The 15,381-nt window shown below is 46.5% G+C and carries 10 protein-coding genes and 1 riboswitch; of the genes, 5 read left to right on the top strand and 5 right to left on the bottom strand.

Going from position 1 to position 15,381, the window contains the following annotated elements; translation table 11 throughout:
• Nucleotides 1-153: 153 nt before the first annotated feature.
• Nucleotides 154-1,953: an assimilatory sulfite reductase (NADPH) flavoprotein subunit gene (locus tag B2W60_RS09445; protein ID WP_292359411.1), complete on the top strand. Its 1,800-nt coding sequence runs from the start codon at nucleotides 154-156 to the stop codon at nucleotides 1,951-1,953.
• Entirely contained in the window at nucleotides 1,953-3,653 is a 1,701-nt protein-coding gene (locus tag B2W60_RS09440) for an NADPH-dependent assimilatory sulfite reductase hemoprotein subunit (RefSeq protein WP_292359413.1), read from the top strand. Before B2W60_RS09445 ends, B2W60_RS09440 begins: the two co-directional genes overlap by 1 nt.
• Nucleotides 3,654-3,801: 148 nt before the next feature.
• Here B2W60_RS09440 and ettA read toward each other — a convergent pair whose 3' ends face one another.
• The 4 genes from ettA to B2W60_RS09420 all read right to left on the bottom strand — a co-directional run bounded on the left by ettA (nucleotide 3,802) and on the right by B2W60_RS09420 (nucleotide 10,707).
• Nucleotides 3,802-5,460, bottom strand: a complete 1,659-nt coding sequence (gene ettA, locus B2W60_RS09435) for an energy-dependent translational throttle protein EttA (protein WP_292359415.1) — start codon at nucleotides 5,458-5,460, stop codon at nucleotides 3,802-3,804.
• Between the two features lie 120 nt (nucleotides 5,461-5,580).
• A complete protein-coding gene (locus tag B2W60_RS09430) occupies nucleotides 5,581-5,880 on the bottom strand; it encodes a DUF2149 domain-containing protein (protein WP_292359417.1) in 300 nt (99 codons plus the stop codon).
• Nucleotides 5,873-6,319, bottom strand: a complete 447-nt coding sequence (locus tag B2W60_RS09425) for a MotA/TolQ/ExbB proton channel family protein (RefSeq protein WP_292359419.1) — start codon at nucleotides 6,317-6,319, stop codon at nucleotides 5,873-5,875. Before B2W60_RS09425 ends, B2W60_RS09430 begins: the two co-directional genes overlap by 8 nt.
• A complete protein-coding gene (locus B2W60_RS09420) occupies nucleotides 6,319-10,707 on the bottom strand; it encodes a cobaltochelatase subunit CobN (protein ID WP_292359421.1) in 4,389 nt (1,462 codons plus the stop codon). Before B2W60_RS09420 ends, B2W60_RS09425 begins: the two co-directional genes overlap by 1 nt.
• A 97-nt stretch (nucleotides 10,708-10,804) precedes the next feature.
• Nucleotides 10,805-11,118: riboswitch (cobalamin riboswitch) on the bottom strand.
• 226 nt (nucleotides 11,119-11,344) lie between these two features.
• Between B2W60_RS09420 and B2W60_RS09415 the strand changes: the two genes are divergently transcribed.
• From B2W60_RS09415 to B2W60_RS09405, 3 genes are read left to right on the top strand one after another with little or no spacing between them, the layout of a single operon-like run.
• Complete coding sequence (locus B2W60_RS09415; protein ID WP_292359423.1) at nucleotides 11,345-11,923, top strand: LemA family protein; 579 nt, start codon at nucleotides 11,345-11,347, stop codon at nucleotides 11,921-11,923.
• 2 nt (nucleotides 11,924-11,925) lie between these two features.
• Nucleotides 11,926-12,957 carry a M48 family metalloprotease gene (locus tag B2W60_RS09410; RefSeq protein ID WP_292359425.1) on the top strand — a complete coding sequence of 344 codons (1,032 nt, stop codon included), beginning with the start codon at nucleotides 11,926-11,928 and terminating at the stop codon, nucleotides 12,955-12,957.
• 12 nt (nucleotides 12,958-12,969) lie between these two features.
• A complete protein-coding gene (locus B2W60_RS09405) occupies nucleotides 12,970-13,908 on the top strand; it encodes an alpha/beta fold hydrolase (RefSeq protein WP_292359427.1) in 939 nt (312 codons plus the stop codon).
• An 11-nt stretch (nucleotides 13,909-13,919) separates the two neighbouring features.
• Here B2W60_RS09405 and B2W60_RS09400 read toward each other — a convergent pair whose 3' ends face one another.
• A complete protein-coding gene (locus B2W60_RS09400) occupies nucleotides 13,920-14,975 on the bottom strand; it encodes a calcium/sodium antiporter (protein WP_292359429.1) in 1,056 nt (351 codons plus the stop codon).
• Between the last annotated feature and the right edge of the window lie 406 nt (nucleotides 14,976-15,381).

Here is a 15,381-nt window from a genome sequence, read left to right as displayed (position 1 = left end):
ACAGATCATCCATTAGACTTATGGAATGGGATAATCTGTTCTTATATTTATATAAACTATATAGAAATAAAAACATATAGTTTCTGTTTATATATAAAGTTTGTTATTTTGTGCAGTGCCTACAGCTAATTTTTTAAGAGATAACGCAAAACCATGAATATCAGGTTGCCAAACGCACCATTAACTGATGAACAATTGCAGCAGCTGAATAACTTGCTTAAAGGCCTTGAAGGCTGGCAGGTAGATTGGCTTTCAGGCTATTTATCCGGTTATCGTGCGGCCCAAAGCAGTTCTGTCGCTGCAGAAATAGCACCTTCTTTATCAGATCAAACTATCAAACTCACCATTCTTTATGGCTCACAAACGGGTAATACAGAGGCTGTTGCCGGACAACTTGCTGAGAAAGCGAAAGTCAGAGGTATTGAAGTCAAGCTTTGGGATATGGCTGAATACAAGGCACGAGAACTCAAAAACGAACAATATCTGGCCGTTTTAACTTCTACGCACGGCGAGGGCGAGCCACCGGATAATGCGATGGATTTATATGAGTTTCTTGGTAGCCGAAAAGCGCCCGGATTAAAAGGTTTGCAATACAGCGTGCTTTCACTGGGTGACTCCAGTTATGAGTATTTCTGTCAAACCGGTAAAGATTTTGACGAGCGTCTGCAAAAACTTGGCGCAACCACTGTTATTCCGCGAGTAGATTGTGATGTGGATTACGATGATCTGGCGGAAAAATGGATTGCTGAATTTGTTGAGTCTCTGACCAGCTCCATGCAGGCCAGTGCAGCTCCACCTTCAGCCTCTGCGGGGCTGAGTCAGGTAGAAACATCAGTTCAATATGATCGTAAAAACCCATTTCCCGCACCATTGCTTGAGAACCAGATTCTTAGTGGTCGTGGCTCCAGCAAGGAGGTCAGACATATTGAAATTTCATTGGAGGGCTCTGGATTACAATACCAGCCGGGGGATGCTTTAGGTGTTTATCCTCAGAATGATCCTGTCCTGGTGGCGATGCTGATTGATGCGCTGGAATTTGATGCTGACAGTCCAGTAGAACTTGATGAACAAACAGAAACCTTAACCAATGCATTGATGCATCATCGTGAAATTACTGTTTTAACCCGGCCATTAGTTGAAAAATGGGCTGAACTGGCCCAGTCCGATGAACTTACTAAACTGATGGAAAACAAAGCCGCCGTCACTGAATGGATCCGTGGCCGTGATGTGTTGGATTTGGTACAAAGCTACCCATTAGCTGACATAGATGCCAATGGCTTTATTAAATTGCTGCGTAAACTGCCGCCAAGATTATATTCGATTGCCTCCAGTCAGGCTGCAGTTGATGAAGAGGTGCATATCACCGTGGCAACGGTTCGTTTTAACGCCCATAACCGTGAGCGGGGCGGGGTAGCCTCAAGCTGGTTAGCTGATCGCTTAGCCGAAGATGCCACTATTCCGGTGTATATCGATGGTAACAAAAACTTCAAATTGCCTGCCGATGATGATGCACCGATAATTATGATTGGCCCAGGTACCGGTGTGGCGCCGTTCAGAAGTTTTATGCAGGAACGTGAAGAGCGGGGCGCTCGTGGAGCTAACTGGCTGTTCTTTGGCGATCAGCATTTCCTGACTGATTTTCTGTATCAGACGGAATGGCTGGCCTGGCGCAAATCCGGGTTGTTAACCCATCTGGACGTCGCATTCTCGCGTGACCAAACCGAGAAAATCTATGTGCAGCACCGACTTCGTGAAAAATCCATCGAAATCTGGAACTGGCTAAAGGAAGGGGCATACATATATGTCTGTGGTGATGCCGATAATATGGCGCCGGATGTCAATGAAGCCCTGATTGATATTATCAGTCAGCAGGGTAATAAAAGCCGTGATGATGCTACTGAATTCCTGCGTCAATTGACGCGTGACAAACGTTACCAACGTGATGTGTACTGATGAATACTAAATTACCTGAAGCAGAACAACTGAAACTCGACAGTCGCTACCTGCGCGGCACTATTGCCGAAGGGCTGGAAGATGCTGTTACCGGTGCGATTTCAGAAGATGACAACAAATTAACCAAATTCCATGGCAGTTATATGCAGGATCATCGGGATTTGCGTGATGAGCGCCGTCGTCAAAAACTCGAACCACTCTATTCGTTTATGGTTCGGCTGCGTATTGCCGGGGGTGTTGTCACTCCGCAGCAATGGCTGGGTTTGGATGCGATTGCCGATGATTGCTCCAATGGCACTTTGCGGATCACTACCCGGCAGACCTTTCAGTATCATGAAGTATTGAAAAAAGATCTGCGTTCCTTGATGCAACAGGTCAACGCCGTGGGCTTGGATACTAAAGGTGCTTGCGGTGATGTGAATCGCAATGTGGTGACCAACGTCAATCCACATCAATCTTCAGTGCATGCGGAAGTGCATCAGATTTCCCAGGCCATCAGCGATCATTTGTGCTGGCAATCCGGTGCCTATGCCGAAATCTGGCTGGGCGAACAATGTGTTTATCAACCGGGAAAATCTGAAGAACCGTTCTATGGTGATCGTTATTTACCGCGTAAATTTAAAATTGGTATCGCCATTCCACCGGAAAACGACAGTGATGTATTGGCCAACGATATTGCGTTAATTGCCATTATTGAAAACGATGAATTAATCGGATTCAACGTCGCTGTTGGTGGCGGTATGGGAATGACTTATGGTGAAACAGCAACCTTTCCACGCTTAGCCACCATGGCCGGTTTTGTCCCTAAAGATAATATCGTCAAAGCCTGCGAAACCATTGCCGCCATTCAACGTGATTATGGTGATCGCAGTGTCAGGGCACATGCTCGTTTTAAATACACCATTGATGATCATGGTATTGAGTGGTTTAACGATAAATTCACCGAATACCAGGGTGAAGCGATGACGCATGCCAGACCGTTTGAATTAGTGCGTAATGGTGATCGGTTTGGCTGGATTCAGGGTGAAGATGGTCAATGGCATCTGACTTTATACATATATAGCGGCCGTGTTGCCGATACGGATACACTGTTGTTACGTACGGCGTTAAGGGAAATTGCCAAGGTGCACACTGGCGAATTTCGCATGACCTGTAATCAAAACCTGATTATTGCCAATATCAGTCCAGCACAAAAACCTGTGATAGAAGCATTGGTTGAGCAATATCAACTGGATATCGGTGATCGTCGTCCGGCATTACGTCTAAATGCAATGGCCTGTGTGGCGTTGCCCACCTGTGGTCTCGCCATGGCTGAATCCGAACGCTATTTACCGACTTTTCTGAGTAAGCTGGAACAGATAATGAGTGATGTGGGTCTGCCGGATGAGCTGATTAATATTCGTATTACAGGTTGTCCCAATGGCTGCGCCAGACCTTACTTGGGTGAAATTGCGTTAACCGGTAAAGCCGTGGGGCGCTATAACCTGAATCTGGGCGCGGATTTCAGCGGGCAGCGATTGAATCGCTTGTATCTGGAAAATGTGGATGAAAAAACTATTCTGGCAACATTGAAACCGATGATCGAACAGTTTGCTGCTGAACGTCAGCAAGATGAGCATTTTGGCGACTTTCTGATCCGTGTCGGTATTCTCGGCACCGAACGGACACCAGAAATGATGCATAAGCCTTTGGTTGATTGAAATCTAACCACAGAGACACAGAGTACACAGAGAAATTAAATAAGTTTTTTTTATGGGTAGGTCGGGTTAGCGTAGCGTAACCCGACAAAATCCGTTTTAAACCTCTGTGCACTCTGTGTCTCTGTGGTTAATCATTCAAAACCTAACTTTAATTCATTCGGCGGTATTTGATACGTTCCGGCTGATGATCTTTACCAAAGCGCTTGAAGTAATCTTCAGCATATTCGCTATAGTTACCTTCAAAAAACACCACGCTGGAATCACCTTCATAGGCAATCATATGTGAACAAACACGATCCAGAAACCAGCGATCATGCGAAATAACTACCGCAGAACCCGGGAAGGAGAGAATGGCTTCTTCCAAAGCGCGTAACGTTTCGATGTCCAAATCATTGGTCGGTTCATCAAGCAATAACACGTTGCCACCTTCTTTAAGCAGTTTGGCCATATGCAAACGATTACGCTCACCGCCGGATAAATCCTTAACGAACTTCTGCTGATCAGAACCCTTAAAGTTAAAGCGTCCACAATACGCACGAGAAGGGGTTTGATAATTTCCGACAGTAATCATATCGGCACCATCAGCAATTTCTTCAAATACTGTTTTTGTGCCATCCAGTTCACGTGCCTGATTTACGTAGGCCAACTGCACTGTGCTACCAATTTCAATTTCACCTGAATCGGGTTTTTCCTCGCCGGTAATCATTCGGAACAAGGTGGATTTACCTGCACCATTCGGCCCGATAATGCCAACAATCGCACCGGGTGGAATGGTTATATTAAGGTTTTCAAACAGCAGTTTATCGCCATACGACTTGGTGACGTTACGCAGTTCAATGACCTTGTCGCCTAAACGTGGGCCAGGTGGAATATAGATTTCCTGAGTTTCATTACGTTTCTGGAATTCACGCGAATTCATTTCTTCAAACTGTTTCAAACGGGCTTTGGATTTTGCCTGACGCCCTTTGGCCCCCTGACGGACCCATTCAAGTTCAGCTTGAATGGCTTTATTATGCGAGGCTTCCTGCTTGGCTTCCTGCGCCAGACGTTGATCTTTTTGTTCCAGCCAGGAAGAGTAGTTGCCTTCATAAGGAATGCCACGACCCCGATCCAGTTCCAGAATCCAGCCAGCGGCGTTGTCGAGGAAATAACGATCATGGGTAATCGCGACAACGGTACCCGGATATTCCTGCAGGAAACGCTCAATCCAGGCAATGGACTCGGCATCCAGATGGTTAGTAGGTTCGTCCAGCAATAACATATCGGGGTTATCAAGCAATAAACGGCATAACGCAACACGGCGACGTTCACCACCCGATAAGACACCCACTTTGGCATCCCATGGCGGTAAACGTAGTGCATCGGCTGCACGCTCCAACGCATTGTCCAGATTGTGTCCATCTTTGGCGGTAATCAGGTTTTCCAGTTCACCCTGTTTTTTGGCCAGTTCATCAAAGTCCGCATCCGGCTCAGCGTATGCCGCATAAATTGCATCCAGTTCATCCAAAGCGGCTTTGACATCGGAGACCGATTCTTCAACGATTTCGCGAACCGTTTTGCTGTCATCCAGTTCCGGTTCCTGAGGCAGATACCCCACCTTCATATTAGGCATCGGCCGAGCCTCACCGATATAGTCGTTATCGACCCCTGCCATAATGCGAAGCAGGGTGGATTTACCTGAGCCATTCAAACCTAACACACCGATTTTGGCGCCAGGAAAGAAGGATAGGGAAATATCTTTTAAAATTTCGCGCTTGGGCGGCACAATTTTGCCCACGCGGTTCATGCTGTATACGTATTGAGCCATTTTAAAATCCAATAAAAACAGGAGTTCAGTAGAAGCGGTGATTCTACCTGAAATTGCTTTTGGATTGGCGGGCGGAACGAAAAACTTTTACTTATTTCGGCTTATCATCAGACCTGAAAATTACTCGCCGATTAAAATCAGTTTCCCAGTTTGTGGATCACGATAAACCTGACCTACAGCTTCGTAGCCACTGCCATCCTGCATTTGTTGCTGCATATTTTCTGGCATTGTTGGCAGTTCTTTGCCCAGGGTAATTTCCTGAGGCTGTACGTCGAAATGGTCCTGTAGATCGGTGCTGAAAGCAACCAATGCAGCGATTAATCCACAAGCAAATACCAGGACAATATCAATCAAATTGGCCAATGGACCCAATGGATCTTCATCGGTATCCAGAAAGGCACTGCGCCGCCATTTATCCATTTTGCTGTTCCAGCTGCGTGAGTGCTGCATCGTACCAACGACGACGCATACGGCCAATGACAAAGCCAATCATGCCAGCCAATAACCCAATAACCGTGGTATCAAACGCAACTGTCATCGCCGTAGTCAAGATTTTTAGTTGTCCCTCGCCTAATGCCGCGAGTCCCGGACCCAAGGGAATCAAGGTGCCCATTAAGCCGAGCATTGGTGCCAGTCTGGTAATAAAATCGGCCCGTTCAATCCGGCGTTTGCCCAAAGCCATCAATGAATGACTGTCTGCCTGACGAGATAAGCGGGCAATTCCCCAAAAACGCTCGCCAATGGCAATACCGGTTTCATATACAGCCAGCCCGACAAAAAACAATAACGCCCAGACCACCGGGGTTAATAATAGTCCGGTCAGTTGGTGCATCAATTCCAGTGAAAAATGGGGATACATTACAAAGCTCCTTTCCGACCGCGCCATAATCCTGCGGCAACGATTACTGATAATGCCAGCAACGTCCATAACCAAAGCAGATTTTTATCGTTAGAGTTGGATTCATCAGCTTGATTAACTTCATCGCTTTGCTGGCTAGCATCCTGATTTAACTGCAATTCCTGGATATGCGTCGGTGATGTTTTAGACTCTGAACTTTGCATTCGACTACGCACTAACACCGCTTCCAATGCTTCAGCTGTATCCGCATCAAGTTGTGATTTCACAAAATCATACATCGGATGATTGGCATGGGTATGACCACTGCCGGGAATGCCTTTTTCAAGAATATTGGCAGCAAATTGCTCAGCCAGTTGTCGTTTTGTCGCCATATCGGCATCCCAAAAGCCTTTATCAATCGCCACCAGCATGACTGCCAGAATATTAGTTTGAACATGCTGTCGATGACTTTCACTGAGAAACGAATCCAGTCCCAATTGCAGACTGTCATCCACATATACGGCTTTCACTTCTTCCCAGACCTGATCGGTAATGATCTCGGGACTGGTTACCTGCCAACCCCAAAGATATTCAATAAACTCACTGCCCATGGTGCGGGCACCGGCATAACCTTCATTCATTAACGGCTTAATCCATTGTGGATTCAGATAACGGGCACGCAGCTCCCCCAGCAGGGCTTGTGGCAGATTATCGATCCGCAGATTATCGTTATTACTGTGATTAATCACCGCGCTGCCAGGTTGCTGACCACTGACTGTTTCCACCGCCAGATTAAAACCACCGAGATAATCAAATGCATCATTGTTATCCATCAGGCCATACAGGTTACTGGCACGTCCCAGGAACGTCTGTGACACACCGGCAAGTTGCTGTTTGAACAAGTCCGGTTGCGATTCACCCTGCAGACCACTGCCATAAGCATGTGCCATACGTTTGATAAATACATCCGCCAGTTCACTACGATCTTCCCAGGCAGACGAACGCTCTACCAGACGATTAATCCCAGCACCATAAGAACCCGGGGCAATACCAAATACTCGAAGGCTTGTTTCACGACCTAATTGTGCCGGATCGATATCCGGTTGTTGGGCCAGCCGTTGTCTGGCTTCATTCACCCAATTGGCGGCCACCAGATTTTTATCCAAAGCTTCATCGCCGCCTTGTTGCCATTCACCTAATGGTTCCAAAGCAGCGTTAAGGGCGACTGCCAGGGCAGGATAATCACGGATAATCAGATCACGACTGGCATCCAAGGCCAATAAGCTGGCTTTATCCAGCAATACCAGATGTTCGCCATATAAATCCCTGAATAAACCTGAGGTGGTAAACAGTACATCCAGCCGCTGTGGTTGTTCTGCCGTTAATGGAAGACGTTCCAGACCTTTAATAATGCCGCGGCTATTCCATATCGGGCGGACACCCAACATTTTCATGCCAAAGGCAATCATTGCACCTTCATCTCGAACCGAATCAGAAGCCCAGAGAATGACGCCTTGTTTATTGCGATCGCCTACTTCATGACCTTCAATATTGCCTTTTTCACCGGTCAATACCGGCGCAGCCAGTTGCTGACCGATATCAAAACCCACACGGGTAGGCAGTAAGCTGCCGTCCAAAGCATAGAAATTTCGTCCGGTGGGCAGGGCATCTGGCGTTCGAATAGGATCATTGCCTTTCCCTGGAGAGATAAAACGTCCATTCAGGCCATTCAGTAGGGCGTCAATTTCAGCGGCAGGAGACATTTGTAACCTCTGATATATCTCATCGCGTTGTTGTTCACTGGGCTCGGATTTATCCAGCATTGAATTCATCATGGTATCCAGACCTTCAGCTGACCAGTCACGACCAAATACATGCAATCCCAATGGCATAAAGGTTTCCTGAAAATGCGTCAGATAATGACCAACTTCATGCAGCAGAAAATCATCATCAATTTCGTCAAAACCGGCACCACGAACTTGCAGCTCTTCATCCATGCTGGCGATCAATTCATCACGCAGCCCCATGGTTTCGATTTGTTCACGCAGGCTGCGAATAGCCCGATCCCGTGTGGCTTTATCTGAAGCCGCTTCGGCGCTTTCAATCAACTGACGTAGTTGCAGCAAATCGTCATACAGTTCAGTGACGGCGAGCGGGGGAGTTAAATGATCGATGATAACTGCCTGCCCGCGACGTTTGGCCTGTATGCCTTCGCCAACACCATCAACTATATATGGATAAAGTCCAGGCACATCACCGGCGATAATACTAGGGTAATCATCTTCGCCCAGACCTACACTGCGTTTGGGTAAAAACTCATAGGTGGAATGTCGACCAATATGCACCATGGCATCAGCGTTAAATGTTGACTGAATATAGTGATAAAACGCCAGATATTGATGCGGCGGAGGGAAAGACATATTGGCATGCAACAGTTCTTCATGGATCTCCCAACCGCGAGGTGGTTGCGGACCGATAAATACATTGCCAAATTGCACGCCGGGTATCAGTAGTTGATTATCCCAAACCATCACTTTGCCGGGTATTTTACCCCAGCCACGAATACCTTCGATCTGCATTTCCAACAGGGCATCATGTAATGATTTGCTATGCTGCCAGTCAGGTTGTTCACCTTGAGCAGCTGCATCGATTATCTGCTGATAATCTTGTTCCAGCTGGGTTAATAAATCCAATGCACGACTGCGGCCGGGATGACGCAAACCATCCAGCGCGTGATGAATATCCGTAGAGGTCTGCTGCATAAATGCCGACAGTAACTTCAGTTGAGATTGCCGAACGGTTACATTTTCCAATGCCAGAGCCTGCTTAATAGCATCACGCATCCGCTGCTGTAATCCTGCCAAAGGACCATCAATCATTTCAGCCTGAACCGTTGCCGGTAACTGTTTGAACCAGCGTTGATAATCATCCGCTGTCATAGTGTTAGCAACCTTGGACATCGCTGATAATGCTTCAGCGTCTTCAGGTAAATTCACCCCTTGAAGTTGCAGCATATCCAGCAAAGATTCCGCATCTTTTGGCAGCTCACCTGTCTGATAACCTGCGTTTTTAAGCGCATTTAATATTTCCAATAAACTTTCCGGCACATTCAGATTATCGGCGCCGATATTGTGTCTGCCGGGAGGATGGTTGTAATAAATAATCGCAACACGTTTATCAGCATTGTCTTTTTGTTGCAGGTCCAGCCAGCGTTGCATGCGTATTGCCTGGCGGTTAATTTCGCTGGTGACAGGCAGACTTTGCGTAAGCTGTGCACCGGTTTGCTGATCAAGCTTTGCCGGCTCCGATAAGGCTAATATCTGCGGCTGACTAACCCCCTGTAACTCGGGCATGGCGATTCGGTAATGAATCGAGTCGCGTGGAACACCTTGTGCTGATAAATCATAATCAGCTTGAGTCAGCTCCGTTATACGGATACCTTTTACTACCGGCACATTCATTTCGGTAAACAGCTGTTCCACCTGTTCCCGACCATCACCACCACCAATCACAAAATCCTGAATGGAAACCAGGCCCCATGGCGTGTTTTGTAAGTGGTTGTTCATCAGATTGTGGATAGTTTTAATCGCCACAACACTGGGTTTCCCCCAGGCGGCCAAAACTGAAATGCATTGGCTGTTCAATGCCTGGCAGTATTGTTGATGCAATTTCCATTCACCGGTCAAGTCGCCAGTATCGTGATCCAGCAACCAGACAATCGGTCGGGCAACATCCAGTTGTTGCGTAATTTCAGCAGGGGACAACCATTGTGTTTTTTCGGGGGAATGCAAAGCAAAGCGCAGGGAGCCGACCAGTTGCAATTCAGCTATTCTGCTGCCATCAGACAGCAACATATCCAGCAAGTTACGGGCATTTTCGGTTGAACGGTTCACCCAGTAGGCACGAGCCTGTAGCCAGTTTTGATAGGCGGGATATTCGTCTTGTTTGTTTTGTAGCATTTCTGCCGAGCTTAATGAGATTTTATCGCTAAGTACTTGTTCAGGAATGAAATCTGTAACGGGATCACTATTTAATTGAATGAGTCGCTGGTCACTATGCAATACATAGCGTTTTTGTTTATTTTTATATTGACGACTGAGCAAACGCTCAACCGCATCCCCGAATACACCTACGATCAATAAGCTGCCGCTGTTATCAAATAATTGCTGAAGGGCATTATCATTCAGCGAGTTAAGCTGACTGACGGTGCGAATTTGTATTTTCGCATCAGCCTGCTGTTGCAATAGCTGATGCGCGCCAGCCACCAGGGTCGGAGCAGATCGGTCCGACACGATAACGGTGACACTTTGCTCTGTTGCATGCGCTGATGCAATCGCGGTGGTTACTGCAATTATGAGGAAAATAACCTGCTTCAGCAGGCTGATGGGGAATTTGAAAATAAAAGACATAAAGCATCCTGCCGAAGCAATAACAGCGATCAATTGGTCAATAGCGGGCAGGGGGCAATAAAGGTGTAATTCCGGAAACGTATAGGCACCCCGCCACGACTCCATTTAGTTTCGGGCCGGTCTCCGGACTTACAGTTTAGCCATAGGGTTTGTTTATCTTTTATCGCTGTTTTGAGAAACCCAAAACAGTGGTGGCGATGAAAGATAAACAGACCCTCAGCATCATTTCTCGTCTTCCCATACCGAAGTACAGTGACTGTCGATCTATCAAGCTGATAGTGACCAGAAAAATGACATAACTGTTTACCGTTGCGGGGGCAGTACAGGCATAACCAAACGAGTGGGTCACCTGTTTCCCGTTTAACCTTTATCACATGTTGTAATAAAGGCACCTGAAACTGCCAGCGATAATACAGACAATTGTTATTCAAGCAAACCAGGCGATATTTTTAGTAATACGAGTCAGCTTGCAAACGTTGCTTGATTGGCTTCAAAAGTAAGCCCCAAAATGCTATTGAGATAGTATTTGGCTGAACATTAATGGCCCTTAGCTTCCATAGTCAGTAAGCTGTTTCGAACTTTGGGTAACTAATTCATAATCAATCACGACATTAAGTTCACTATAAGGAGAGTCAATATGGAATGGGTATTACTAGGGATTGCCGGCTTACTGATTTTATATGTGATTATTGAATACAATAAATTGGTGCGGCATCGAAATATCTTTCAAAATGCATTCAAACAGATAGACGTCACACTTAAACAACGCCATGACATGATTCCCCAACTGGTCAGCACCGTTAAAGGCTATGCCCAGCATGAACAGGAAACCCTTAATGGGGTCATTGAAGCTCGCAATCAGGCAGAAAAAATGCGTGATCAAACTGACTCGGGCGATGCAAAGTCCATGCTGGCGCTGGGGCAGGCTGAGAGTGTTTTAGGAAAAGCAATGGGTGGCATTTTTGCGTTATCAGAAGCTTATCCAGATCTGAAAGCAGATGGTGCTTTCCGGGATCTGATGGAACAGCTGACCAGTATTGAAAATAAAGTCGCAGCCTCACGCCGCGGCTACAATAATACGGTGCTTGAATATAACAATGTTCTGGAAACTTTTCCGACCAATATTCTAGCCAATATGTTCAGCTTTACTCGCGCATCAGAGCTGGAGTTTGATGACCGTGAAGCGATTCAAGAAGCTCCCAAGGTTGAATTTTAAAAATGGCTGCAATGAGCAGCTATCAACTTGGAGCAAATGCCCGAAAACAAAGTCGGCTGATAATGACTTTGTTTATCTTTTCCGTGGCATTGATTGCCGCCGTCATTGCCGCACTGGCTTCTGTCAGGATGAGCGGCGACAGCATTAATCAGACTGAACAGATAATGGTTAACTGGCCATTATTTGGGCTGGTTGCTGCCGGCGTTGCTACGGTAATTGTTCTCACCTCTGTCTGGAAAATTGTCACCATGGGAGGTGACGGTGCGAAAGTGGCTCATGCTTTAGGTGCAACCGAGATTAATGAGATAACGGGTGACCACTTGGTTACACGCTATAGAAACATTGTTGAGGAAGTGGCGTTGGGTGCCAGCCTCCAGACACCGCAGATTTTTATCATTGAAAACGAACCCGGAATTAATGCGTTCGCGGCCGGGAGCTCCCCCGATAATGCGGCTATTGCCGTGACTCGTGGCGCATTGACGTTATTAAATCGCGATGAACTGACTGCCGTTGTTGCTCATGAGTTTGCCCATATCCGTAATCTGGATATGCGATTAAATCTGCGGGTCATTGGCCTGATTCATGGCTTAATGGCTTTGTATATTTTGGGACGTATTTTGATGCATTCCGGTGGCCGGGGCAGAAAAGGGGGAGCCCAGATAGCCTTAATAGGGATTGCTCTGATCCTGTTGGGATTATTAGGGGCTTTTATGGGAAAAATCATGCAGGCAGCAATTTCTCGTCAACGTGAATATCTTGCTGATGCTGATGCTACACGCTATACCGGGGATCCTATCGCTTTAGCCGGTGCTTTGAAAAAAATAGGCAGCCTGAGCCAAAAAGGTATTAAAGAACCCGTACATGATGAATTGGAAGAGGCAAGACATATGATGTTTTCCGAGCTTTCTAACAAAATGTCCGGATTATTATCAACGCATCCTCCATTGGTTAAACGTATTCAGGTGCTGGATCCTGCTTTTGACCCAGAAAATAATGGCTGGCCTGTAATCGAAACAACCGAACAAAATAGTTAGCGCGTAATAACCGTGCAGATCATCAAATATTTGTCACTGCTGATAATCCTGCTTTGGGTCATATTCTATGCTGTGGCCAGATGGCAGGATCCTGAAGTGCTGAACATTGAAGACGCTCGCGATCCAGCTTCGTCTGGTCAGCTTGCCAGACTCAGTGCCGGTAACACTTTTTATGAATTGCAGGGACCTGAAAACGCACCATTGGTGATCCTGGTACATGGTTTTGCTATAGGCTCACACCTGTGGGATGGCACTTTCGACAGACTGGTTGCAGATGGCTTTCGTGTATTACGCTTTGATTTATATGGGCGAGGTTTTTCAGATCGACCAGACGTTATTTACGATAAAGATCTGTTTGTGAATCAGTTGCGGGCTTTGCTACAAACATTAGCCATTACTGAACCGTTTCATTTAGTCGGTATCTCAATGGGGGCGTTGGTTGCCGCTGAGTTTGCAGCAAACGAACCATTAAAAATAACCACCCTGACACTGTTATCGCCGTTAAGCCAACGCCAGGATGTTGCTTTATTTCAACTCCCGTTATTAGCTGATCCGTTGGCTATTGTGCTGATGAGAACCCAGTTGACGAAGCATATTGAAAATATGGTTTATCTGCCAGTGGCTGAACTGGATACGATAAAAACCCGTTTTTTAGACGAAATCATGGTGAAAGACACTCGAAAAAGCCTGCTATCTACAGCACGTCATTTGTTGGCCGATAATCATCTGGACACATACCAGCAGCTAGGCCAGCAGAATATTCCGACCTTATTAATATGGGGCAAACAGGATATCGTTACCCCATATTCAGAATCAGCAAAACTGTTGGCTATCTTGCCAGGAGCAGAGATGTTATCTCTCGAGAATGTTGGTCATGCTCCACACTTGGAAGCCTCTGAGCAGGTTGACGACCGGTTACGACAGCACTTGACTCAGAAAGCTACTGACTAGTCACTTGTGCATTACTTATATCGCCGCTGTAATAAATCATTTATCAGGCACAGCAATACATAAAAACCAACTAAAGGTGCTAATCCATAGATCAGGACGGTTTGTAAATCTTGCAGATAGGGCAGGGATAAGGCTATTGCGATGGTAAACCACACATAAGCAACATATAACAGCAGGAATAAAAAGCCTTCGAAACGATTTAACGTGCTGCCGAGAAAGAACAATGGCAAACATAAAACTGCAACTGCAACCATCACCGGAAAATCGATTTGGCTTAACTGCTCGCTAGCCAGTAATGGGGTAGGTGATAGCAAACCTGACAAGCCTAATACCGCCAGAATATTAAAGATATTACTGCCGACCACATTGCCAATAGCGATATCTCGTTCACCTTTAATGGTGGCAACAATAGATGTCATCACTTCGGGTAAAGAAGTGCCAGCCGCAATAATGGTTAACCCAATGACTGCCTCACTGACACCAAATGAGGAGGCGATTGTCACGGCGCTTTGCACCAACCATCTGGCGCCCAGAACCAGTAACGCGAGGCCCACTATCAGTAGCAAAATATTTTGCCATATAGGTGCTGTTTGGCTGCTGGATGCTTGTCTGTCCTCGATACCGGTTTTTTTACCCTGATAAAACAGAAATACCGTATACAGAATGACTCCCAAAAACAGCAAACCAGCTTCCGGCTTGCCGATACTGCCGTCTTGAATCATCCATAAAGCAACAAAACTGACACCCATCATGATCGGCACATCCTGACGGATCAGCTGTTGCGAAACCATCAGCGGCATAATCAATGCAGCTAAGCCCAGAATAAACAGAATATTAAAAATATTACTGCCCACCACATTGGCAATGGCCAACTCGGCTTGTCCGGAAAATGCCGCTTTTACACTGACCGCTAACTCCGGTGCGCTGGTACCAAAAGCCACCACCGTAAGACCCACGACTAAAGCCGGAATACCAAAGCTGGTTGCTAAACGAGAAGCACCTTTAACCAGTAATTCGGCACCGACAATCAACAAAACGAATCCTGCCGCTAACATTAACAACGTCATCTTCTTTATCCTTGATTAGGGCTTGTTTATCTTTCATATCCACCGCTGCTGGAGGCTATTTTTGTGTCCGACAAGGCGGAAAGCACGACGTGTAGCCTTCCTACATAAGTGATTGACAAATGAGTCTGGAACTCATTTGAACAGCTTTGCTGGCCGCGTAGCGGTGAAATACAGGGATGTATTTCATACAACGCAGTCGGCCGCAAAAATAGTCCCAGCCCTGCGGGTTGTGACTGAAAAAGCGCCACTTATGTCCACGGATGGACTGTATGCCGGCGCGCCAGGGAGGCGTGCGCCGGTCTGCGTTGCTCGTCGCTTATTTAGAATAACTACAAAAACGCCGGGAGCGTTTTTGAGCGTATAAGCCCCAATGGGGTGAGATACATGGATGTATATCACAAAAGGC

Source organism: Methylophaga sp. UBA2496 (assembly GCF_002341635.1).
Lineage (GTDB): Bacteria > Pseudomonadota > Gammaproteobacteria > Nitrosococcales > Methylophagaceae > Methylophaga.
Note: the sequence above shows the minus strand (reverse complement) of the source record. Positions and strands in the feature narration are given on the sequence as shown.

Bases quoted from the DNA above. Each gene is read 5' to 3' on its own strand.
- B2W60_RS09415 (WP_292359423.1), top strand. From the start codon at position 11,345: ATGGAATGGGTATTACTAGGGATTGCCGGCTTACTGATTTTATATGTG.
- B2W60_RS09430 (WP_292359417.1), bottom strand. From the start codon at position 5,880: ATGGATAAATGGCGGCGCAGTGCCTTTCTGGATACCGATGAAGATCCA.
- B2W60_RS09440 (WP_292359413.1), top strand. From the start codon at position 1,953: ATGAATACTAAATTACCTGAAGCAGAACAACTGAAACTCGACAGTCGC.
- B2W60_RS09425 (WP_292359419.1), bottom strand. From the start codon at position 6,319: ATGTATCCCCATTTTTCACTGGAATTGATGCACCAACTGACCGGACTA.
- ettA (WP_292359415.1), bottom strand. From the start codon at position 5,460: ATGGCTCAATACGTATACAGCATGAACCGCGTGGGCAAAATTGTGCCG.
- B2W60_RS09400 (WP_292359429.1), bottom strand. From the start codon at position 14,975: ATGACGTTGTTAATGTTAGCGGCAGGATTCGTTTTGTTGATTGTCGGT.
- B2W60_RS09410 (WP_292359425.1), top strand. From the start codon at position 11,926: ATGGCTGCAATGAGCAGCTATCAACTTGGAGCAAATGCCCGAAAACAA.
- B2W60_RS09445 (WP_292359411.1), top strand. From the start codon at position 154: ATGAATATCAGGTTGCCAAACGCACCATTAACTGATGAACAATTGCAG.
- B2W60_RS09420 (WP_292359421.1), bottom strand. From the start codon at position 10,707: ATGTCTTTTATTTTCAAATTCCCCATCAGCCTGCTGAAGCAGGTTATT.